The sequence below is a fragment of the Rhodococcus maanshanensis NBRC 100610 genome, assembly GCF_001894865.1.
Lineage (GTDB): Bacteria > Actinomycetota > Actinomycetes > Mycobacteriales > Mycobacteriaceae > Rhodococcus_G > Rhodococcus_G maanshanensis.
On sequence record NZ_BCXA01000003.1, the window covers coordinates 63840 to 84226 of the forward strand.

Below are 20387 nucleotides of genomic sequence, written 5' to 3' on the forward strand. Positions count from 1 at the left end.
GGTCAGGCCTCGCGGCTCTCGAGCTCCTCGCGCCATCCCTCTTCCTTCTGGATCCACTCGTTGTCCTGCGGGAAGTCCTCCGGGCCGGTCACCCGGCGCACTTCGATCTTCGAGCCAGGGCCAAGAGGCACCCGCTTCGCCCATTCGGCTGCCTCCTCCCTGGACGCGACCTCGAGGATCCAGAAACCGTTGAACAGCTCCTTGGTCTCCCCATAGGGGCCGTCGGTCACCAGCGGTGTGTCCCCGGAGAAGTCGACGACGAATCCTTCGTCCGCGTCGGAGAGTCCCTCACCGGCCAGGAGCACCCCGGCCTTCATCATCGCGTCATTGAACCGGCCCATGTCCTCGATGATCCGTTCGAACGGGATGTCCTTGGCCGCCTCGATCGCCTTGTCGGTCGCGCGCATGATCAACATGTACTTCATCGGTTGGCTCCTTCGTCCCGGGTCGCAATTCGACCCTCTCATCCGGGACGTCGAACGAAAGGCGAACGGATCGACACGTCTGGGGAGATTTCTTCCAGGCTTGTGGACGGGGAGCACGGCGAGACTGTGCCGACGGTCAGCGGAGGAACTCCGCCGCCCGGTCCGCGAGGTCGAGCACGGGCTGGGGCAGTATCCCGAGCATCACGGTGACGACGGCGCACAGACAGATCGCGGCCGCGGTCGCGGTGCTGGGCACGACGACCGTCGTCGCCTCGGAGGCGGGCTGTGCCGTCTTGTCGCTCCGCAGGCTCCGCTCCTGTGGCTCCGCGAAGTACATCAGCACGATGACCCGCACGTAGAAGAACGCGGCGATCGCGCTGCTGATCACGCCGACGATGACCAGGGGTGCCGCGCCGCCCTCGGCGGCGGCCCGGAACACCGCGAACTTTCCGACGAACCCACTGGTCAACGGGATTCCGGCGAAGGAGAGCAGGAACAGGGCGAAGACCGCGGCGAGCAGTGGCGAGCGGCGGCCGAGGCCGGCCCAGCTCGACATCTCGGTGGACTCGCGAGATCCGTTCCGCACCAACGTCACACAGGCGAAGGCGCCGAGGGTGCTGAACCCGTAGGCGAGCAGATAGAACATCGTGGCCGAGAGCCCTGCGTCGTTCCCGGCGATCAGGCCGGTGAGGATGAACCCGGTGTGGGCGATCGCCGAATACGCGAGCATGCGTTTGACGTCGGTCTGGGTGATCGCCAGTACGGCACCGATCAGCATCGTCGCGATGGCGACGCCCCACAGCACAGGACGCCAGTCCGCCCGCAGCTCCGGCAGGGCGACGTAGAAGATGCGCAGCATCGCGCCGAACGCGGCGACCTTGGTTGCCGCCGCCATGAACGCGGTGATCGGGGTCGGGGCGCCCTGGTACACATCGGGCACCCACGAATGGAACGGCACCGCACCGACCTTGAACAGCAGGCCCACCGTCAGCAGTCCGGCGCCGAGAAGCGCCAGCACCGGCCGTTGCTCGCCGCCGTCGGCGATCGCGTCGGCGATGCCCGCGAGCCGCACCGTGCCCGCGTAGCCGTACAACAGCGCCACGCCGTAGAGGAAGAACGCCGACGAGAACGCGCCGAGCAGGAAGTACTTCAGCGCGGCCTCCTGGGAGAGCAGGCGCCGGTGCCGGGCCAGTCCGCAGAGCAGGTAGAGGGGCAGCGACAGCACCTCGAGCGCGACGAACATGGTGAGCAGGTCACCCGCCGCGGGGAACAGCAGCATCCCGCCGACCGCGAAGAGCGTCAGCGGGAACACCTCGGTCTGCGTCACTCCCGCCCTGGTCGCCTCCAGTTCGTCGACGCTGCCGGGTACCGCGGCCGCCTGCGGGGCGAAGGCGTCGATGCCGCCTGCACCGGACGCGGGACTCGGGACCGACGCCCCCGGCGAGTGTCCGGCCGCGACCCCGGCCCGCAGGCCGCTGCGCTCGGCGATCAACAACACCGAGAGGATCGAGACCAGCAGGATCGTGCCCTGTAGGAACAGGGTGGCGCCGTCGACGACGACCGCGCCCATGACGGCGGTGCCGCGATCTCCCCTCAGCAGCACGACCGCGACGAACGCCGCGCCGAGGCCACCGAGACTGAGCACCAGGTGACAGGCCAGTCGGCCACGGGTGGGCGCGAAGGCCTCGACGATCACCGCCACGACCGCCACCCCGAACACGATCAGCATCGGTGCGAGCCTGCTGTACTCGATGTCCGGCGCGGGCAGTGCAACCTGGGCGAGGGCTTCGTGGGACCTCATCGGGGCGCACCTCCGTGGTTGTCCTGATCGGCGACGTAACCGGTGAGCTGCGGGCCGGTCGGCGCGGGATCCTGCTGACCGATCGTGGTCATGATCTGGCTCACCGCTGGGTTGACGATGTCGAGGACCGGTTTCGGGTAGAAGCCGAGGACGAGGAGCAGCGCGATCAGCGGAGCGACGACCGCGAGTTCGCGGGGCACCAGGTCGCGGATGCGCCTGTTGTCCTCGTTCACGGGACCGGCCATCACGCGTTGGTAGAGCCACAGCACGTAGATCGCGGCGAGAACCAGCGCGCTGGTCGCGATCAGCGCGGCGACCGGGTAGCGGGTGAAAGTGCCCACCAGGACTAGGAACTCGCTCACGAACGGGGCCAGCCCGGGCAGGGACAGGGTCGCGAGGCCCGCGACCAGGAAGGTGCCCGCCATCAGAGGGGCGACCTTCTGCACACCGCCGTACGCGGCGATGGCCCTGGTGCCGCGGCGGGACACCAGGAATCCGGCCACCAGGAACAGGGCGGCGGTCGAGATGCCGTGGTTGACCATGTAGAGCGTCGAGCCTGCCTGGCCCTGGCTGGTCATCGCGAAGATGCCGAGAATGATGAAGCCGAAGTGCGAGATCGACGTGTAGGCGATCAGCCGCATCACGTCGGTCTGGCCGATCGCCAGCAGTGCGCCGTAGACGATGCCGACCACCGCCAGCGTGACGATCAGCGGCGCGAAGTACGCGGACGACTCGGGAAAGAGCTGCAGGCAGTACCGGAGCATCGCGAAGGTGCCGACCTTGTCGACCACGGCCATCATGAGCACCGCGGTGGCCGGGGTGGCTGCGGTGGCCGCGCCCGGCAGCCAGGTGTGGAAGGGCCACAGCGGCGCCTTCACCGCGAAGGCGAACATGAAGCCGAGGAACAGCGCGTTGAGGACGCCGGGATCGACCCCGAGCCCGCCCGTCGAGGTGGCCGCGACGATCTCGCGGAAGTCGAAGGTCCCGCCGGGCAACGGGCTGCCCTCGCGCACCGTCACCACATACAGTCCGATCACCGCGGCCAGCATGATCAGGCCGCCGAAGAGGTTGTACAGCAGGAACTTCACCGCCGCGGCAGGAGCGGCAGCGCTGTCTGGTCGCTCCGCAGGCTCCGCTCCTGGCGCGGAGCGACGAGAAGGCGCCGTCCTGTGCCCGTTCCCGAACCCGCCGATCAGGAAGTACATCGGGAGCAGCATCGCCTCGAAGAACACGTAGAACAGCAGGATGTCGAGGGCGGTGAACGACACCAGCACCATCGATTCGACCACCAGGATCAGCGCCACGTAGAAGTGGATCCTGCGCCGACCGATCGGGTCCGGCTCGGGGACGTCGTTCCACCCGGCCAGCAGGAGGAGTGGGACCAGCACGGCCGTCAGCAACACCATCACCAGAGCGATGCCGTCCACTCCGAGCGTGTAGCGGGTGCCGAAAGCCGGGATCCACGCGTGCGACTCGACGTACTGGTACTGCTCGCCTGCCGGATCGAAACCGACAGCCATCGAGACGGCAAGCGCGAGCACCACGAGCGCGGTGCCGAGCGCGAAGGACCGGGCGAGCCGGTGCTTGTCCGCGGGCAGGGCCAGGACGGCGCCGGCGCCGACGAGCGGCGCCACCCAGATCGCGGTCAACCAGGGAAGGCTCATCGCACACCCACCAGCACCATCGTCGCGGCCACCGCGGCCGCTCCCGCGAACATGTACAGCGCGTAGGTCCGGACGAACCCCGTCTGCAGCCGCCGGATTCGCGCCGAGGCGCCGCCGATCGCCGCGGTCAACCCGCCGACCACGCCGTCGATGCCCCGGCCGTCGAAGTACCCGAGCCACCGCGTCAGATGTTGGCCAGGACGCATGAACACCGCCTCGTTGACTGCGTCGCCGTACAGATCCCTGCGCGCCGCGACGGTGAGTGGGGAGACCGCGGCGGGCGCGACCTCGGGGATCTCCTTGCCCGCGTACTGCCGGTAGGCGACCGCGACTCCGGCGAGCACCACCGCCAGGGTCGTCGCGGTGATCACCCATACGGGGACGCCGAGGTCGGGATGGTGGGCGCCGACCACCGGCTCGAGCCAATGTTGCAGCGCGCCACCGAAAGCCAGGATCGCACCGGAGGCGACCGAACCGATCGCGATGAGGATCATCGGCCAGGTCATCACGCCTGGCGACTCGTGTGGGTGGGCCGCTACTGTTTCCTCCCGCCATCGGGGCGTGCCGAAGAACGTCATCAGCATCACCCGGGTCATGTAGAAGGCGGTGATGCCGGCCCCGAGCAAGGCCGCCGCGCCGAGGACGATGCCCTCGGCGCCCCCCGCGCCGAACGCCGCCTCGATGATCTTGTCCTTCGAGAAGTAGCCCGAGAACGGGGGGATACCGAGGATGGCCAGGTAGCCGAGCCCGAACGTGACGAAGGTGATCGGCATGAACGCGCGCAACCCGCCGTAGCGGCGCATGTCGGTCTCGTCGTTCATGCCGTGCATCACCGATCCGGCGCCGAGGAAGAGTCCCGCCTTGAAGAAGCCGTGGGTGAGCAGGTGCATGATCGCGAACGCGTACCCCGCGGGGCCGAGGCCCGCGGCGAGCACCATGTAGCCGATCTGGCTCATCGTCGACGCCGCCAGTGCCTTCTTGATGTCGTCCTTGGCGCAGCCGATGATCGCGCCGAACAGCAGGGTGATCGCGCCGACCGCCACCACGGCGAGCCGCGCGCCGGGCGCCAGGTCGAAGATCACGTTGGACCGGACGATGAGATAGACGCCCGCGGTGACCATGGTGGCGGCGTGGATCAACGCCGACACCGGGGTCGGGCCCTCCATCGCGTCGCCGAGCCAGGACTGCAGCGGTACCTGGGCCGACTTGCCGCAGGCCGCGAGCAGCAGGGCCAACCCGATCGCCGTCACCACCGACTCGCTCGCCCCGTCCGCGGCGGCGAAGACGTCACCGAAACCGATCGAACCGAAAGTCGCGAACATCAGCATGATCGCGACGACCAGGCCCATGTCGCCGACGCGGTTGACCACGAAGGCCTTCTTCGCCGCGGTCGCCGCGGCGGGCTTGAACTGCCAGAAGCCGATCAGCAGGTAGGAGGCGAGGCCGACGCCCTCCCACCCGATGTACAGCCCGAGGTAGTTGTCGGCGAGCACCAGGAGCAGCATCGCGGCGAGGAACAGGTTGAGGTAGGCGAAGAAGCGGCGCTTGCCCACATCGTCTTTCATGTAGCCGATCGAATAGATGTGGATCAGCGAGCCGACCCCGGTGATCAGCAGGACGAAGCAGATCGACAGCTGGTCCAGCAGGAGACCGAAGTCCACCTGCAGGCCGGCGGCGGGGAGCCAGCTGAAGAGATCCTCGGTCACGGCACGATCGGCGGCGTCGCGGCCCAGCATCTGGGCGAAGAACACGACACCCACCGCGAACGACGCCAATGCCATCGCGCAGGCGAACAGATGACCCCACCGGTCGGTTCGCCTGCCGCCGAGCAGCAGCACCGCGGCGCCGAGCAGCGGCAGGGCGGGCAGCAGCCAGATCCTCCCGGTCATGTCAGTACCTCAGCAGGTTCGCGCCGTCGACCGAGGCCGAACGCCGGGTGCGGAAGATCGTCATGATGATCGCCAGGCCGACAACGACTTCCGCGGCGGCGACCACCATGGTGAAGAACGCGAAGACCTGGCCGTCGAGGTCGTGCTGCATCCGGGCGAACGTCACGAACGCCAGATTGCTCGCGTTGAGCATCAGCTCGATGCACATGAACACGACGATGGCGTTGCGGCGCACGAGGACGCCCGCCGCACCGATGGTGAACAGCAGGGCGGACAGGTACAGGTAGTTCTCTGGGTTCACCGCGTGCCCTCCTCTCCTGGTGTCTCCGATTCGGGTGCCGAGATGTCTCGCTGCCGGAGAATGCGACTGACCGACGACGGGGCGAACGACCCGTCCGGGAGCAGGGCGGGCATGTCGACGGCGTTGCTGCGGGCGTAGACGCCGGGACTCGGCAACGGGGTCACCCGCTCGCCGTCCGTGGCGCCCTCGCTCCATCGGCGAACCCGGTCACGCGAGAGCGCCCTCTGGTCCATGCGCGGCCACAACCGCTCGCGGTGTGCCAGCACCATGGCGCCGATGGTCGCGGTGATCAGCAGCGCGCCGGTGAGTTCGAAGGCCCACACATAGCGGATGAAAATGAGTTCCGCGAGGGCCTCGACATTGCCCGCAGGTCGCCCGGCCGGCTCGGGCGCGACGCCTGCCCAGTTCACGGACGCGTTACCGATGGCCGCCATCAGCAGCACCCCGAACCCGATCCCCGCCACGATCGCGGCGATCCGTTGGCCGCGAAGCGTTTCCACCAGCGAGTCGGAGGAGTCGACGCCGATGAGCATCAGGACGAACAGGAACAGCATCATCACCGCGCCCGTGTAGACGACGACCTGCACGACGCCGAGGAAGAGCGCGTCCTGGGCGATGTAGAACACCGCGAGGATGATCATGGTCAGCGCGAGGAAAATGGCCGAATAGACGGCCTTGGTCGCGCACACGACGCCGAGGGCGCCGATCACCGCCACCACGGCGAGGATCCAGAACTGGACCGCCTCACCCGTGGACGTGCGCTCGAGAGGCTCGGCGGCGAACTGCGCCGCCACTGCGACCGCGTTCACGGCTGCGCCTTCCCTTCCTCGGTGGTGTCCTCGGAGATGGTGCCGAGGTAGTAGTCCTTGTCGGTGCTCCCCGGCTGCATCGGGTGTGGAGGCGGGGTCATCCCGGGCTCGAGCGGCGCCAGCAGGCGATCCTTGTCGTAGATCAGCCCGGCGCGGTTGTCGTCGACCATCTCGTAGTCGTCGGTCATGGTCAGCGCCCGGGTCGGGCACGCCTCGATGCAGAGTCCGCATCCGATGCACCGCAGGTAGTTGATCTGGTACACGCGGCCATACCGCTCACCGGGCGAATAGCGTTCGGACTCGGTGTTGTCCGCGCCCTCCACATAGATGGCGTCGGCGGGGCAGGCCCAGGCACAGAGCTCACACCCGATGCACTTCTCCAGCCCGTCCTGGTAGCGGTTGAGCTGATGCCTGCCGTGGAAGCCGGGGGCGGTCGGCGACTTCTCCTCGGGGTAGAACTCGGTGTTCGGTTTCTTGAACATCGTCTGGAAGGTCACGCCGAATCCCGACAGGGGACCTAGGAACTCAACCATCGTCACCCTCCTGGGTGGTGGCCCCCGTTGATACCGGGGTGCGGCGGAACGCGGGCAATCTCTGGCCCGGTAGCGGCGGAACCGGGAAACCGCCTGCCATGGGGTCGAACGGTTCCTGGGCGGGCGGCGCGGTCGGGCCCGCGGTCGCCGGCGGTGCGGGCTTCTGCGCGGACCGGAGCCGGCGCCACAGCAGTCCGAGGGCGACCGGTGCGACGACCGTCCCCGCGCCGAAGAGGAAGACCTGCAGGGAGCCGTACCCCTCGTTCCGCAGGGTCCGCATCGCGGCGACCACAAGGACCCAGACCAGCGCGGCGGGGATCAGGATCTTCCAGCCCAGGTTCATGAACTGGTCGTAACGCAGCCGGGGCAGCGTCCCGCGCAACCAGATGAAGAGGAACAGGAAGCCCCAGACCTTGGCCGTGAACCACAGCAGCGGAAGCCATCCGGAGTTCGCGCCGTCCCACATGTTCAGCGGCCACGGGGCGTGCCAGCCGCCGAGGAACAGTGTGGTGGCAAGCGCCGAGACGGTCGCCATGTTGATGTACTCGGCGAGCATGAACATGGCGAAGCGGAGCGAGGAGTACTCGGTGTGGAAGCCTCCGACCAGTTCGCCCTCGGCCTCGGGGAGGTCGAACGGCGCGCGGTTGGTCTCGCCGACCATCGAGGTGGCGTAGATGAGGAACGAGGGCAGCAGCAGGAAGACGTACCAGGTACCTTCCTGCGCGGCGACGATGCCCGAGGTGGCCATCGTGCCCGCCCACAGGAAGACCGCGGCGAAGGCCAATCCCATCGCGACCTCGTACGAGATGACCTGCGCCGTCGAACGCAAGCCGCCGAGCAACGGGTAGGTCGAGCCCGACGCCCACCCGGCGAGCACGATGCCGTACACGCCGACCGAGGTGACCGCGAGGATGTACAGGACGGCGACCGGGAGGTCCGTGAGTTGCAGCGGAGTCCGATGCCCGAGGATCGACACCTCGGGACCGAACGGGATCACGGCGAAGGCCATGAAGGCAGGCACCACCGCGATGATCGGTGCCAGCAGGTAGACCGGCCTGTCCACGCCGCTCGGGACGATGCCCTCCTTGAGCGCCAGCTTGATGCCGTCGGCCAGGCTCTGCAGGGTGCCCTTCGGGCCGACGCGGTTGGGCCCCACCCGCATCTGCATCCAGGCCAACACCTTGCGTTCGACGAGGATCGCCAGCAACGGGGTCAGGACGAGGAAGACGAAGACCGCAAGGGCCTTGCCGACGACGAGCCACCACGGATCGTGGCCGAACGCCGAAAGGTCCGTGTAGTTTCGAGCGACCTGCAAGCAGTCGCTAGCGATGTATCCCGTGTCCATCACCGCTCCGTTTCGGTTGTCGCGGAGTGGATGCGGACGAGCCCGCCGGGGAGGGTGGCGAGCTCACGGAACACCGCGGACCCGGGGGAGTTCATGGGCAGCCACACCACCCGGTCCGGCAGGTCCGTGATGGCCAACGGCAGGGTGATCGATCCCCGCTCGGTGCTGACGGTCACCGGATCCCCTTCGGCGGAGCCGATCTCGGCGGCGCAGGCGGCGGAAAGACGCAGCACGGGTGTGCGTGCGGTCCCCGCGAGGTGCGGCTCCCCGTCCTGCATGCGGCCGGAGTCCAGCAGCATCCGCCAGCCCGCCAGCACCGCCTCACCTGGGCCCGGCTTCGCCTGCTCCGCGGGCGCGACGTCCGGCGGGGCGGGGGGCGCACCCTCCCACGGGCCGAGCCGCGCGAGTTCGGCGCGCGTGGCCGCGGCATCGGGCAGGCCGAGCGGCGTGCCCATCCTGTCGGCGATGGCGTCCAGCACCCGCTGGTCGGGCATGGCGCCGGTGCCGGGGAGCGCGGCGCCGAAGACCCGGGGGCGCCCCTCCCAGTTGAGGAAGGTGCCGGGCTTCTCCGCGGTCGGGGCGACGGGGAACACCACATCGGCGCGGTCGGTGACCTCGCTGCGGCGCAGCTCCAGGCTGACCACGAACCCGGCCGCGTCGATGGCGGCCAGGGCGGCCCGCGGATCGGCGAGATCGCCCGGCTCGACCCCGCCCACCACCAGCGCCCCGAGCCGACCCTCGCGCGCGGCGGCGAGGATGTCCGCGGTGTCGCGTCCCCGCGCCGCAGGCAGATCCGTGCGGCCCCACGCCCGGGCCACCTGCCCGCGTGCGACGTCATCGGCGACCGGCCTGCCACCGGGCAGCAGGTGCGGGAGGGCGCCGGCCTCGAGCGCGCCCCGGTCGCCTGCCCGGCGGGGTACCCACACCAGCCGCGCCCCGGTCCGATCTGCCAGCCGGATCGCGGCGGACAGCGCCCCGGGCAGGGCCGCCAGGCGCTCGCCGACCATGATCACGGCGCCTGGCGCTCGCAGGAGCTCCGACCCCGACAGCGAGTCGAGTGCCGCGGCCTCGCCACCGGGTGGTGTCCTGAGCAGTCGGCCCGACATCTTTGCCAGACCGCGGCTGGCATACGGCGCGATCGACTGGACCACGAGGGCACCCCGCCGTGCCGCCTTCCGCAGTCGCAGGTAGACGATCGGTGATTCCTCCTCGGGCTCGAACCCGACGAGCAGCACGGTCGGCGCGTTCTCCAGGTCGCGGTACGACACGGTCACCCGATGGCGGGCGGCCAGGAAGTCGGCCTCCTCCTCGGAGTGCGGCCTGCTGCGGAAGTCGATGTCGTTGGTGTCGAGCACCACCCGCGCGAACTTCGCGTAGGCGTAGGCATCCTCCAGGGTGGACCGGCCGCCCACCAGTACGCCCGAACCGCCCCGGGCGGTGCTCAGACCTCGTGCCGCTGCTGCCAATGCCTCCGGCCATGAGGCGGGCACCAGCGTGCCGTCGTCGTCGCGGACCATCGGTGTGGTGATGCGATCGGGGGCGGTGGCATAGGTGAACGCCCACCTGCCCTTGTCGCAGTTCCATTCTTCGTTGACCTCCGGGTCGTCGCCCGCCATCCGGCGCAACACGGTGCCGCGCCGATGATCGGTGCGCAGGTCACAGCCGCTGGCGCAGTGTTCACAGGCGCTCGGGCTGGACACCAGGTCGAACGGCCTTGCGCGGAACCGGTATGCGGCGCCGGTGAGCGCGCCGACCGGGCAGATCTGCACTGTGTTGCCCGAGAAGTAGGACTCGAACGGTTCCTTGGCGTAGATGCCGACCTGCTGCAGCGCGCCGCGCTCCAACAGCTCGATGAACGGGTCGCCTGCGATCTGCTGGGAGAAGCGGGTGCACCGGGCGCACAGCACGCACCGTTCCCGGTCGAGCAGGACCTCGGAGGACAGCGGAATCGGTTTGGGGAAGGTGCGTTTGACCCCGCCGAACCGTGATTCGGTCCTGCCGTTGGACATCGCCTGGTTCTGCAGCGGGCACTCGCCGCCCTTGTCGCAGACCGGGCAGTCGAGCGGATGGTTGATCAACAGCAGCTCCATCACGCCCCGTTGCGCCTTGTCCGCGACGGGCGAGGTGAGCTGGGTGTGGATCGCCATGCCGTCCGTGACGGTCGTGGTGCACGAGGCGAGCGGCTTGCGTTGGCCCTCCACGTCGACAAGGCACTGGCGGCAGGCGCCGACCGGGTCGAGCAGTGGGTGGTCGCAGAACCGGGGGATCTGGATGCCGACCATCTCCGCGGCGCGGATCACCAGTGTTCCCTTGGGAACCGCGAGCGGGACACCGTCGATGGTGGCCGACACGAGCTCCTCGGGGACCGGCAGCTCCGTCGCGTCGCTGTTCGTGTTCACCGTCATCAGATGTGTCCTCTCGCTGTGTTGTTTCGAGCGACCTGCGAGCAGTCGCCAGCGTCGTCGAGAGTGGACCGGTCCGGATCGAACGGGCACCGGCCGAGCTCGAAGTGCGCCAGGTACTCGTCACGAAAGTGCTTGATGGAGGACATGATCGGGCTGGCCGCGCCGTCGCCGAGGGCGCAGAAGGACTTCCCGAGGATGCTGTCGGAGATGTCGAGCAGTTTCTCCAGGTCCGCCTCGGTGCCGTTGCCTGCCTCCAGGCGTTCGAGGATCTGGACCAGCCAGTAGGTGCCCTCGCGGCAGGGGGTGCACTTGCCGCAGGACTCGTGCTCATAGAACTCGGTCCAGCGCAGCACGGCTCGGACCACGCAGGTGGTCTCGTCGAAGATCTGCAGTGCCTTGGTGCCCAGCATCGAGCCCGCGGTTGCGACGTGTTCGTAGTCCAGCGGGACGTCCAGGTGATCCGCGGTGAAGAGGGGAGTCGACGATCCTCCCGGGGTCCAGAACTTGAGCGAATGGCCCTCCCGTACACCGCCCGAATACTCGAGCAACTCGCGCAGGGTGATGCCGAGTGGCGCCTCGTACTGTCCGGGCCTGGCGACGTGGCCGGAGAGGGAGTAGAGGGTGAAGCCGGGGGATTCCACGCTGCCCATCGAGCGGAACCACTGCGGCCCGCGCAGGATGATCGGCGGGACGCTCGCGATCGACTCGACGTTGTTGACGACGGTCGGGCTCGCGTACAGGCCGGCCACCGCCGGGAACGGTGGGCGCAGGCGGGGTTGCCCGCGTCGGCCCTCCAGCGAATCGAGCAGTGCCGTCTCCTCGCCGCAGATGTAGGCCCCCGCGCCAGCGTGCACCACCAACTCCAGGTCGTACCCGGAGCCGAGGATGTCCCGGCCGAGATATCCCGCGTCGTAGGCCTCGGCCACCGCGGCCTGCAGTCGACGCAGCACCGGCACGACCTCGCCCCGCAGGTAGATGAAGGCGCGGCTCGAGCGGATGGCGTACGCCGCGATGATCACGCCCTCGACAAGGGCGTGCGGCGTGGCCAGGATGAGCGGCATGTCCTTGCAGGTGCCGGGCTCGGACTCGTCGGCGTTCACGACGAGGAAGTGCGGCTTGGTCGCGGGCCCGCCCCCCTCCTTGGTCTGCGGGATGAACCCCCATTTGGTGCCGGTGGGGAACCCGGCACCCCCGCGCCCGCGCAGACCGGAGTCCTTCACCGTCCCGATCACCTGGTCGGGGTCCATGCGCAGGGCCTTGTCCAGGGCCCGGTAGCCGTCGTGGCGGCGGTAGGTGTCCAGCGTCCAGGACCTCGGATCGTCCCAGTACCGGCTCAGCACCGGGGACAACGTGGTGGGGGAGGTGGCCGGCTCCTGTGCCGCGTCGGCCAGCGGCCGGTCCGTCTCGTCGGGGGAGGCGGCGGGCTCCGGCAACGGCGCGGCGACCGGTGCCGCCATCCCCAGTTCGCGGGCGATCCGCAGGCCGACCACGGTGGGACCAGCCGCGCCGCCGCCCGCCTCGAGCGCGCCGGGTCGGGTATCCGGGAACCCGGCGAGGATCCGTGCGGTCTCCCGGAAGGTGCACAGCGGGGCGCCCCTGGTCGGGGTGACCTCGTCGCCCGCCGCAAGGCCGTCGACGAGCGCCCTGGCCGAGTCCGGGGTCTGGTTGTCGAAGAACTCCCAGTTCACCATCACGACGGGGGCGAAGTCGCACGCCGCGTTGCACTCGATGCGTTCGAGCGTGATCTTGCCGTCGCCGGTGGTGTCACCGTCGCCGACGCCGAGATGCTCCTCGAGCGCGGCGGCGATCGCATCGCCACCCATGATCGCGCAGAGCGAGTTGGTGCAGACCCCGACGTGGTAGTCGCCGGTCGGATTGCGCCGGTACATGGAGTAGAAGGTCGCCACCGCGGTGACCTCGGCCCCGGTGAGGCCGAGTCGCGTTGCGCAGAACTCGATTCCGGCGGGGGTGAGGTATCCGTCCTCGGCCTGGACCAGGTGCAGCAGCGGCAGCAGCGCCGAACGTGCCTCTGGCGCCGCGCTCGTCTCGCCGTACCGCGCGATGATCTCCGCCGCGTCCGCGGCCAACCGGGCGTGGACGTCGGGGGGGTAGGCCTCGCGGGCACCCGGCCGGACCAGCTGACCCTTCTCGTCCGGACGCGGCCCCAGCTCGAGGAAGACCGGTCCGGCGGCACCGGGTGGACCGCTCACGGAGACGTTTGTCGCGCGCTCGTCGCCTCGTCCCTGCAACATCAACGATCAGCTCCGCCCATGACCGGATCGATGCTGGCGACCGAGGCGATGACGTCGGACACCATCCCGCCCTCGCACATGGCCGCCACGGCTTGGAGATTGGTGAACGACGGGTCCCGGTAGTGGACCCGGAACGGGCGGGTGCCGCCGTCACTGACCATGTGCACGCCCAGCTCGCCTCTCGGGGACTCGACCGCGATGTATACCTGCCCCGGCGGTACCCGGAGCCCCTCGGTGACGAGCTTGAAATGGTGGATGAGCGATTCCATCGAGGTCCCCATGATCTTGCGAATGTGCTCGGGGGAGTTGCCGAGTCCGTCGCTGCCGAGGGCGAGATCGGCAGGCCAGGCGATCTTCTCGTCCGCGACCATGACGGGGCCGGGCCGCAGCCGGTCGAGGCACTGTTCGACGATCTTCAACGACTCCGCCATCTCGTCGACCCGGATCCGGTAGCGCCCGTAGCAGTCGCTGCGGGTGTCGGTGATGACGTCGAACTCGTAGTCCTCGTAGCCGCAGTACGGTGCACTCCTGCGCAGGTCGTGGGGCAGGCCGGTGGCCCGCAGCACCGGACCCGTGATGCCGAGCGCCATGCACCCGGTCAGGTCGAGATGGCCGATGCCTTCCGTGCGGGCCTTCCAGATGGCGTTGTCGCTGAGCAGCAACTCGATGTCCCGCAGTCGTTCCGGCATGATCACGAGCAGCTCGCGAACCTTCTCAACGGCACCGGGCGGTAGGTCCCTGACGAGTCCGCCCGGACGGATGTAGGCGTGGTTCATCCGCAGGCCGGTGATGGTCTCGAAGACATCGAGGATCAGCTCGCGCTCGCGGAACCCGAAGAGCATCGGGGTGATCGCGCCGAGCTCCATCCCGCCGGTGGCCAGTGCCACCAGGTGGGAGGAGATCCGGTTGAGCTCCATCAGCATGACCCGGATGACGTTGGCCCGCTCCGGGATCTGGTCGGTGATGTCGAGGAGCTTCTCCACCCCGAGGCAGTAAGCGGTCTCGTTGAAGAACGGTGACAGGTAGTCCATCCGGGTGACGAAGGTGACGCCCTGTATCCAGTTCCGGTACTCGAGGTTCTTCTCGATCCCGGTGTGCAGGTAGCCGATTCCGCAGCGCGCCTCGGTGACCGTCTCGCCCTCGATCTCGAGGATGAGGCGGAGGACCCCGTGCGTGGACGGGTGCTGGGGGCCCATGTTGACGACGATGCGCTCGGCCCCGGTTGTCCCCGACGTTGCGACGACCTCGTCCCAGTCCTGCCCCGTGACGGTGAGGCTCTGTTCGGATTCGTTCATCAGCTGTAAGCCCTCCGCTCGTCCGGCGGCGGCACCTGCGCGCCCTTGTACTCGACGGGGACGCCGCCGAGCGGGTAGTCCTTGCGCTGCGGGTGGCCCTGCCAGTCGTCCGGCATCTCGATCCGCGTCAGCGACGGGTGGCCGTCGAACACGATGCCGAAGAAGTCGTAGGTCTCCCGCTCGTGCCAGTCGTTCGTCGGGTACACCGCGTACAGCGACGGGACGTGCGGATCATCGTCGGGCACAGATACTTCGAGCCGGATGAGGCGGCCGTGGGTGATCGACCGGAGCGGGTAGACCGCGTGCAGTTCCCGGCAGGCGTCCTGCGGATAGTGCACGCCGTTCACGCCGAGGCACAGCTCGAATCGGAGGTCGGGCTCGTCGCGCAGGGTCCGGGCGACCAGCGGCAGGTGCGATCGCCGGACGTGGAAGGTGAGCTCGTCCCGGAAGACGATGACCTTCTCGATCGCCTCCTCGAGCGGCACGCCCACCTCCGTGAGCGCGGCCTCGAGGGCGTCCGCGACCTCGTCGAAGTAGCCGCCGTACGGGCGAGGGGCGGGCTCGGGCACCGTGACCGGGCGAACCAGCCGGCCGTAGCCGGAGGTGTCTCCTGTGCCGCGCACCCCGAACATGCCGCGGCGCACACCGATCAACTCCTCGTCCTCCCGATGCGCCGACGGCACCGCGCCCTCCGGGCCCGCGGTCGCCTCCGCGTCGACCCGTCGGGCATCGTCGTCGCGTTCACCGTCCCTGTTGGTCACCGGAGCAGACCCCCGGGGGTGCCGAGTTGGAACGTCGGGGTCGACGCCAGTGCGGCCTGCTCGGCGGCCCGGACCGCCTCCTCGCGGTTGGCGCCCAACGGCATCTGCTGGATCTTCTCGTGCAGCGTGATGATCGCGTTCAGCAGCATCTCCGGCCGAGGCGGGCACCCGGGCAGGTAGATGTCCACGGGAACGACGTGATCGACGCCCTGCACGATGGCGTAGTTGTTGAACATGCCGCCCGAGGACGCGCAGACCCCCATCGCCAGCACCCATTTGGGTTCGACCATCTGGTCGTAGATCTGGCGGAGGACCGGGGCCATCTTCTGGCTGACCCGGCCCGCGACGATCATCAGATCCGCCTGGCGCGGCGAGGCGCGGAACGCCTCCATCCCGAAGCGGGCGAGGTCATAGCGCCCCGACGTGGTCGCCATCATCTCGATTGCGCAGCAGGCGAGGCCGAAGCTCGCCGGCCAGAGGGAGCCCTTTCGGGCGAATCCCGCCAGCCCCTCGAGCGTGCTCAGCAGGAAGCCGCTCGGCAGTTTCTCCTCGAGACCCATCTCGCTACTCTTCTCGGTTCGGATTTCGCTTGAGATCGATTCCGGCACTACGCGAACGGGCGCTCAGTCCCAGCTCAGGCCGCCCCGGCGCCACTCGTACACGTAGGCAACGGCGACGTTGACGATGAACAGCGCCATCGCGCCGAGACCGAAGAGGCCGAGTGCGTCGAAGTGCACGGCCCACGGATAGAGGAACACGATCTCGATGTCGAAGATGATGAAGAGCATCGCCGTCAGGTAGTACTTCACGGGAATGCGCTGGCCGGGGGCCCGGCCCGCCGGCTGCTGCATCGGGTCGATGCCACACTCGTACGCCTCGAGCTTGGCCCGGTTGTACCGCTTCGGGCCGACGATCGATGCCACGATCACCGAGAAGATCGCGAATCCCGTTGCGATCGCTCCGAGTACGAGGATCGGCACATAGACGTTCATGCCGGGTGAGCTCCCCTCTGTGCGAGCCTGGCCGCCCGGTTCCGGACGGTCGTTCCAGCACGCGCGCGGGATCGATGCGGCAGTCGTTCTCGGACCGACTCGTCGGTCCGACTTGCCAGGTTCGCCCCATGCCACGCTCCCAAGATCCGAAGCACTTCCCGCGCGATCACTCCGGCCGAACGAGCCGCACTATCCCGACTCTGGTCGATGTGAGCTACATCTCACCCTACCGGTCTGGGGAGTCGGCGCCCGGCGGTTCGCGGGCGTGTCCGGCGGCGAACCGGGGAGCTACGCGGAGCCACGCAGGAGCGCGACGACGGCCTCGGCGAGGCGGATCGGGTCGATCGGCCGCGGCACCGAGGCCTCGGCCCGCGACCAGTTGGCCAGCCAGGCGTCGTCGGGCCTGCCGGTCAGCACCAGGATCGGCGGGCAGTCGCGGATCTCGTCCTTCAACTGCTTGGCGATACCCATCCCCCCGACAGGGGTCGCCTCCCCGTCCAGGACGGCCAGGTCGATGCCGCCCGCGTCCAGGTGCCCGATCACGACGGGTCCGGTCGCCACCTCGAGGTACTCCAGCTCCGGCAGGTCCGGATGGGGCCGCGTCCCGAGCGCGCTGATGACCTGGGCGCGGGTGTTCGCGTTGTCGCTGTACACGAGCACGCGCAACACGACTGGCGGGCTGGTGCGTTCCGTCGCCTCGGTCACGGGGTCGATGCTACTGGCGATCCGCTCTCGCGGGCCGTCGCTGCGTCGAGAGAGGCGTGTTGCCTGCATGTTTCGGTCTTCTTACAGCCACGTCAACCGGGCGGGGAGGCTGCGAACGGCCCCGGTCCGCGTGGCACCATTGCCCCTCCGGGCACCCGCCCGGCCCATGACGAGGAGGACGGATGCGCCTGTCGCCCCACGAGCAGGAACGGCTGCTGCTCAGCTACGCCGCCGAACTCGCCAGGCGTCGCAGGGGCAGGGGCCTGCTGCTCAACCATCCCGAGGCGGTCGCCATCATCACCGACCACCTGCTCGAGGGTGCGCGGGACGGCCGCACCGTCGCCGAGCTGATGGCGTCCGGTCGCGAGGTGCTCGGCCGCGAGGACGTGATGGAGGGCGTGCCAGAGATGCTCGCCGACGTCCAGGTCGAGGCCACCTTCCCGGATGGCACCAAGCTCGTGACCGTCCACCATCCGATCGCGTAGGAGCGGCAGATGATCCCCGGTGAAATCCTCTGCGCCGACGGCGAGATCGAGCTGAATCCCGGCGCGACGCGGACCGAGCTCGAGGTGCTCAACGTCGGCGACCGTCCGGTCCAGGTCGGCAGTCACGTGCACTTCCCCCAGGCGAACGCGGCGCTGCAGTTCGACCGGGCGACCGCGCACGGGCTTCGTCTCGACATCCCCGCCGGCACCGCGGTCCGCTTCGAACCGGGGCTGGGCCAGCGTGTGAGCCTGGTCCCGATCGGCGGCACCCGTGAGGTACACGGCCTGGATCTGGCCGCGCCGGGAAAGCTGGACCGCTGATGACCTCGTTGAGCAGGCCCCGCTATGCCGCGCTGTTCGGACCAACCACCGGCGACCGGATCCGGTTGGCCGACACCGACCTGTTCATCGAGATCACCGAGGACCGCTCGGGCGGTCCGGGGCTGGCGGGCGAGGAGGCCGTCTTCGGTGGCGGCAAGGTGCTCCGCGAGTCCATGGGACAGGGCCGTGCGACCCGCGCCGAGGGGGCGCCCGACACCGTCATCACCGGGGTGGTCGTCCTCGACCACTGGGGAATCATCAAGGCGGACGTCGGGATCCGGGACGGCCGGATCGTCGCGCTCGGCAAGGCGGGCAATCCGGACACCATGACGGGTGTGCATCCAGATCTGGTGGTCGGACCCTCCACCGAGATCATCGCGGGCAACGGGCGGATCCTGACTGCGGGCGCGATCGACTGCCACGTGCACTTCATCTGCCCGCAGATCATGGAGGAAGCGCTCGGTGGCGGGATCACCACGCTGATCGGGGGCGGCACCGGCCCGGCCGAGGGGTCGAAGGCCACCACCGTCACGCCAGGCGCCTGGCACCTGTCGCGGATGCTGGAGGCGCTCGACGGATGGCCGATGAACATCGCGCTGCTCGGCAAGGGCAACACCGTCAGCGCCGAGTCCATGTGGGAGCAGTTGCGGGGCGGCGCTTCCGGATTCAAGCTGCACGAGGACTGGGGCTCGACGCCTGCTGCGATCGATGCCTGCCTGTCCGTCGCCGATGCGGCGGGTGTCCAGGTCGCGCTCCACTCGGACACGCTCAACGAGGCGGGCTTCGTCGAGGACACCCTCGCGGCGATCGCGGGCCGCGGGATCCACGCGTACCACACCGAGGGTGCGGGCGGCGGGCACGCGCCGGACATCATCACCGTCGCCGCGCAGGGTCACGTGCTGCCCAGCTCGACCAACCCGACTCGTCCCCACACGGTGAACACCCTCGACGAGCACCTGGACATGCTCATGGTGTGCCACCACCTCGACCCGTCCATCCCCGAGGACCTGGCGTTCGCGGAGAGCCGGATCCGGCCGTCGACCATCGCGGCGGAGGACCTGCTGCACGACATGGGCGCCATCTCGATGATCGGCAGCGACGCGCAGGCGATGGGCCGGATCGGTGAGGTGGTGCTGCGCACGTGGCAGTCGGCGCACGTGATGAAGCGCCGTATCGGGGCCCTGCCCGGCGACGGCGCCGCGGACAACAATCGGGCCAGGCGCTACGTGGCCAAGTACACGATCTGCCCGGCGATAGCGCACGGGCTGGATGCCGAGATCGGGTCGGTGGAGGTGGGCAAGCTCGCCGACCTGGTGCTATGGGAGCCCGCGTTCTTCGGGGTCCGTCCGCACGCCGTGATCAAGGGCGGCGCGATCGCCTGGGCAGCGATTGGCGACGCCAACGCCTCGATCCCGACCCCGCAGCCGGTGCTGCCGCGGCCGATGTTCGGCGCCGCCCCGAAGGTGGCTGCCGCGACCTCGGTGCACTTCGTTGCGCCGCAGGCGATCGAGGACGGGCTTGCCGATCGGCTGAACGTGGACCGCAGGCTGGTGCCCGTTCTCGATGTCCGCGCGCGGGGCAAGGCGGACATGCCGCTCAACGACGCGCGGCCCCACATCGAGGTGGACCCCGACACGTTCACCGTGCGGATCGACGGGCAGGTGTGGCGCGAGCAGCCCGCCACCGAGCTGCCGATGGCCCAGCGGTACTTCCTGTTCTGATGGCGGTGCGAACGCGATGACCTCGAGACTGGCGAACCTGCTCGCGTTGGCCGATTCCCGGCTGCCGACCGGAGGGCACGTGCACTCCGGTGGCGTCGAGGAGGCCATCGCCTGCGGGCTGGTGCGGGACCTCGCGACGCTCGACGCCTACCTGCGCAGGCGGATCCGCAGCACCGGTCTGGTCGCCGGGTCGATCGCCGCCGCGGTGTGCGGGGGCACGCTCGACCCCGCGCAGGCGGACGCGGAGACCGACGCACGGACCCCGTCCCCTGCGGGACGTGCCGCATCCCGGGCACAGGGCCGGGGGCTGCTGCGGCTGTCCAAACACGTGTGGCCCGAACACGACTGGTCGGTTCTCGGTACCCGCCCGCACCTGGCGGTGGCGTCCGGCCGGGCCGCGCGGGTATGCGGGATGAGCGAGACCGAGGCCGCGATGGTCCTCGTCTACACGACGATGACGGGGTCCGCGATCGCCGCGCAGCGCCTGCTCGCCCTCGACCCGGCCGATGTCGCGGCCTGCACCTTCGCGCTCTCCGAGCTGTGCGACCGGACCGCGGATCTCGCCGCCACCGGGCTCGCCGACCTGTCCGACCCCGTGCTCGACCTCGTCGCGCAGGCGCACCTGGACCGCGAACGCCCGCTGTTCGCCTCGTGACCTCCCCGACGCCCCGAACACCCGAGAA

The 20387-nt window shown here is 69.3% G+C and carries 19 protein-coding genes; 4 read left to right on the forward strand and 15 right to left on the reverse strand.

All coding sequences use genetic code 11. The features are described from left to right. Nucleotides 1–2: 2 nt before the first annotated feature. From RM1_RS01790 to RM1_RS01860, 15 genes are all read right to left on the reverse strand, one after another. Nucleotides 3–425, reverse strand: a complete 423-nt coding sequence (locus tag RM1_RS01790; RefSeq protein ID WP_072749740.1) for a YciI family protein — start codon at nt 423–425, stop codon at nt 3–5. 136 nt (nt 426–561) lie between these two features. After that, nucleotides 562–2226, reverse strand: coding sequence for an NADH-quinone oxidoreductase subunit NuoN (nuoN, locus tag RM1_RS01795; RefSeq protein WP_072749741.1), 1665 nt, complete (start codon nt 2224–2226; stop codon nt 562–564). Beyond that, nucleotides 2223–3890 carry an NADH-quinone oxidoreductase subunit M gene (locus RM1_RS01800; RefSeq protein WP_072749742.1) on the reverse strand — a complete coding sequence of 556 codons (1668 nt, stop codon included), beginning with the start codon at nt 3888–3890 and terminating at the stop codon, nt 2223–2225. Before RM1_RS01800 ends, nuoN begins: the two co-directional genes overlap by 4 nt. Then, the gene (gene nuoL / locus RM1_RS01805) at nt 3887–5779 is read right to left on the reverse strand and encodes an NADH-quinone oxidoreductase subunit L (RefSeq protein ID WP_072749743.1); all 1893 of its coding nucleotides are present in this window, start codon (nt 5777–5779) and stop codon (nt 3887–3889) included. Before nuoL ends, RM1_RS01800 begins: the two co-directional genes overlap by 4 nt. A gap of 1 nt (nt 5780) precedes the next feature. Continuing rightward, complete coding sequence (gene nuoK, locus RM1_RS01810) at nt 5781–6080, reverse strand: NADH-quinone oxidoreductase subunit NuoK (RefSeq protein ID WP_027501491.1); 300 nt, start codon at nt 6078–6080, stop codon at nt 5781–5783. Then, nucleotides 6077–6889 carry an NADH-quinone oxidoreductase subunit J gene (locus tag RM1_RS01815; RefSeq protein ID WP_072749744.1) on the reverse strand — a complete coding sequence of 271 codons (813 nt, stop codon included), beginning with the start codon at nt 6887–6889 and terminating at the stop codon, nt 6077–6079. The genes nuoK and RM1_RS01815 overlap by 4 nt, the downstream gene beginning before the upstream one ends. After that, complete coding sequence (nuoI, locus tag RM1_RS01820; RefSeq protein ID WP_072749745.1) at nt 6886–7422, reverse strand: NADH-quinone oxidoreductase subunit NuoI; 537 nt, start codon at nt 7420–7422, stop codon at nt 6886–6888. The genes RM1_RS01815 and nuoI overlap by 4 nt, the downstream gene beginning before the upstream one ends. Further along, complete coding sequence (gene nuoH, locus RM1_RS01825; protein ID WP_072749746.1) at nt 7415–8767, reverse strand: NADH-quinone oxidoreductase subunit NuoH; 1353 nt, start codon at nt 8765–8767, stop codon at nt 7415–7417. Before nuoH ends, nuoI begins: the two co-directional genes overlap by 8 nt. Next, nucleotides 8767–11172: an NADH-quinone oxidoreductase subunit G gene (locus RM1_RS01830; protein WP_072749747.1), complete on the reverse strand. Its 2406-nt coding sequence runs from the start codon at nt 11170–11172 to the stop codon at nt 8767–8769. The genes nuoH and RM1_RS01830 overlap by 1 nt, the downstream gene beginning before the upstream one ends. Continuing rightward, the gene (nuoF, locus tag RM1_RS01835; protein WP_072749896.1) at nt 11172–13382 is read right to left on the reverse strand and encodes an NADH-quinone oxidoreductase subunit NuoF; all 2211 of its coding nucleotides are present in this window, start codon (nt 13380–13382) and stop codon (nt 11172–11174) included. The genes RM1_RS01830 and nuoF overlap by 1 nt, the downstream gene beginning before the upstream one ends. 41 nt (nt 13383–13423) lie before the next feature. Beyond that, entirely contained in the window at nt 13424–14719 is a 1296-nt protein-coding gene (gene nuoD / locus RM1_RS01840; protein ID WP_072749748.1) for an NADH dehydrogenase (quinone) subunit D, read from the reverse strand. Beyond that, nucleotides 14719–15480: an NADH-quinone oxidoreductase subunit C gene (locus tag RM1_RS01845; protein ID WP_072749749.1), complete on the reverse strand. Its 762-nt coding sequence runs from the start codon at nt 15478–15480 to the stop codon at nt 14719–14721. The genes nuoD and RM1_RS01845 overlap by 1 nt, the downstream gene beginning before the upstream one ends. Next, on the reverse strand, nt 15477–16040 hold the full coding sequence (locus RM1_RS01850; protein ID WP_072749750.1) for a NuoB/complex I 20 kDa subunit family protein: 564 nt from the start codon (nt 16038–16040) through the stop codon (nt 15477–15479). The genes RM1_RS01845 and RM1_RS01850 overlap by 4 nt, the downstream gene beginning before the upstream one ends. A 63-nt stretch (nt 16041–16103) precedes the next feature. Further along, nucleotides 16104–16472 carry an NADH-quinone oxidoreductase subunit A gene (locus RM1_RS01855; protein ID WP_072749751.1) on the reverse strand — a complete coding sequence of 123 codons (369 nt, stop codon included), beginning with the start codon at nt 16470–16472 and terminating at the stop codon, nt 16104–16106. A gap of 288 nt (nt 16473–16760) precedes the next feature. Beyond that, entirely contained in the window at nt 16761–17177 is a 417-nt protein-coding gene (locus RM1_RS01860; RefSeq protein ID WP_072749752.1) for an Rv3143 family two-component system response regulator, read from the reverse strand. Between the two features lie 182 nt (nt 17178–17359). Here RM1_RS01860 and RM1_RS01865 point away from each other — a divergent pair, with 182 nt between their 5' ends. From RM1_RS01865 to RM1_RS01880, 4 genes are read left to right on the forward strand one after another with little or no spacing between them, the layout of a single operon-like run. Next, nucleotides 17360–17662 (forward strand): urease subunit gamma, encoded by a 303-nt coding sequence (locus RM1_RS01865; protein WP_027501480.1) that lies wholly within the window; start codon nt 17360–17362, stop codon nt 17660–17662. 9 nt (nt 17663–17671) lie between these two features. Beyond that, nucleotides 17672–17983: an urease subunit beta gene (locus RM1_RS01870; RefSeq protein ID WP_072749753.1), complete on the forward strand. Its 312-nt coding sequence runs from the start codon at nt 17672–17674 to the stop codon at nt 17981–17983. After that, entirely contained in the window at nt 17983–19704 is a 1722-nt protein-coding gene (locus tag RM1_RS01875) for an urease subunit alpha (protein ID WP_072749754.1), read from the forward strand. Before RM1_RS01870 ends, RM1_RS01875 begins: the two co-directional genes overlap by 1 nt. Before the next feature lie 16 nt (nt 19705–19720). After that, nucleotides 19721–20359 (forward strand): urease accessory protein UreF, encoded by a 639-nt coding sequence (locus RM1_RS01880; protein ID WP_072749755.1) that lies wholly within the window; start codon nt 19721–19723, stop codon nt 20357–20359. Nucleotides 20360–20387 lie beyond the last annotated feature (28 nt).

Bases quoted from the DNA above. Each gene is read 5' to 3' on its own strand.
- RM1_RS01790 (WP_072749740.1), bottom strand. From the start codon at position 425: ATGAAGTACATGTTGATCATGCGCGCGACCGACAAGGCGATCGAGGCG.
- nuoN (WP_072749741.1), bottom strand. From the start codon at position 2,226: ATGAGGTCCCACGAAGCCCTCGCCCAGGTTGCACTGCCCGCGCCGGAC.
- RM1_RS01800 (WP_072749742.1), bottom strand. From the start codon at position 3,890: ATGAGCCTTCCCTGGTTGACCGCGATCTGGGTGGCGCCGCTCGTCGGC.
- nuoL (WP_072749743.1), bottom strand. From the start codon at position 5,779: ATGACCGGGAGGATCTGGCTGCTGCCCGCCCTGCCGCTGCTCGGCGCC.
- nuoI (WP_072749745.1), bottom strand. From the start codon at position 7,422: ATGGTTGAGTTCCTAGGTCCCCTGTCGGGATTCGGCGTGACCTTCCAG.
- nuoH (WP_072749746.1), bottom strand. From the start codon at position 8,767: ATGGACACGGGATACATCGCTAGCGACTGCTTGCAGGTCGCTCGAAAC.
- RM1_RS01830 (WP_072749747.1), bottom strand. From the start codon at position 11,172: ATGACGGTGAACACGAACAGCGACGCGACGGAGCTGCCGGTCCCCGAG.
- nuoD (WP_072749748.1), bottom strand. From the start codon at position 14,719: ATGAACGAATCCGAACAGAGCCTCACCGTCACGGGGCAGGACTGGGAC.
- RM1_RS01850 (WP_072749750.1), bottom strand. From the start codon at position 16,040: ATGGGTCTCGAGGAGAAACTGCCGAGCGGCTTCCTGCTGAGCACGCTC.
- RM1_RS01855 (WP_072749751.1), bottom strand. From the start codon at position 16,472: ATGAACGTCTATGTGCCGATCCTCGTACTCGGAGCGATCGCAACGGGA.
- RM1_RS01865 (WP_027501480.1), top strand. From the start codon at position 17,360: ATGCGCCTGTCGCCCCACGAGCAGGAACGGCTGCTGCTCAGCTACGCC.
- RM1_RS01870 (WP_072749753.1), top strand. From the start codon at position 17,672: ATGATCCCCGGTGAAATCCTCTGCGCCGACGGCGAGATCGAGCTGAAT.
- RM1_RS01875 (WP_072749754.1), top strand. From the start codon at position 17,983: ATGACCTCGTTGAGCAGGCCCCGCTATGCCGCGCTGTTCGGACCAACC.
- RM1_RS01880 (WP_072749755.1), top strand. From the start codon at position 19,721: ATGACCTCGAGACTGGCGAACCTGCTCGCGTTGGCCGATTCCCGGCTG.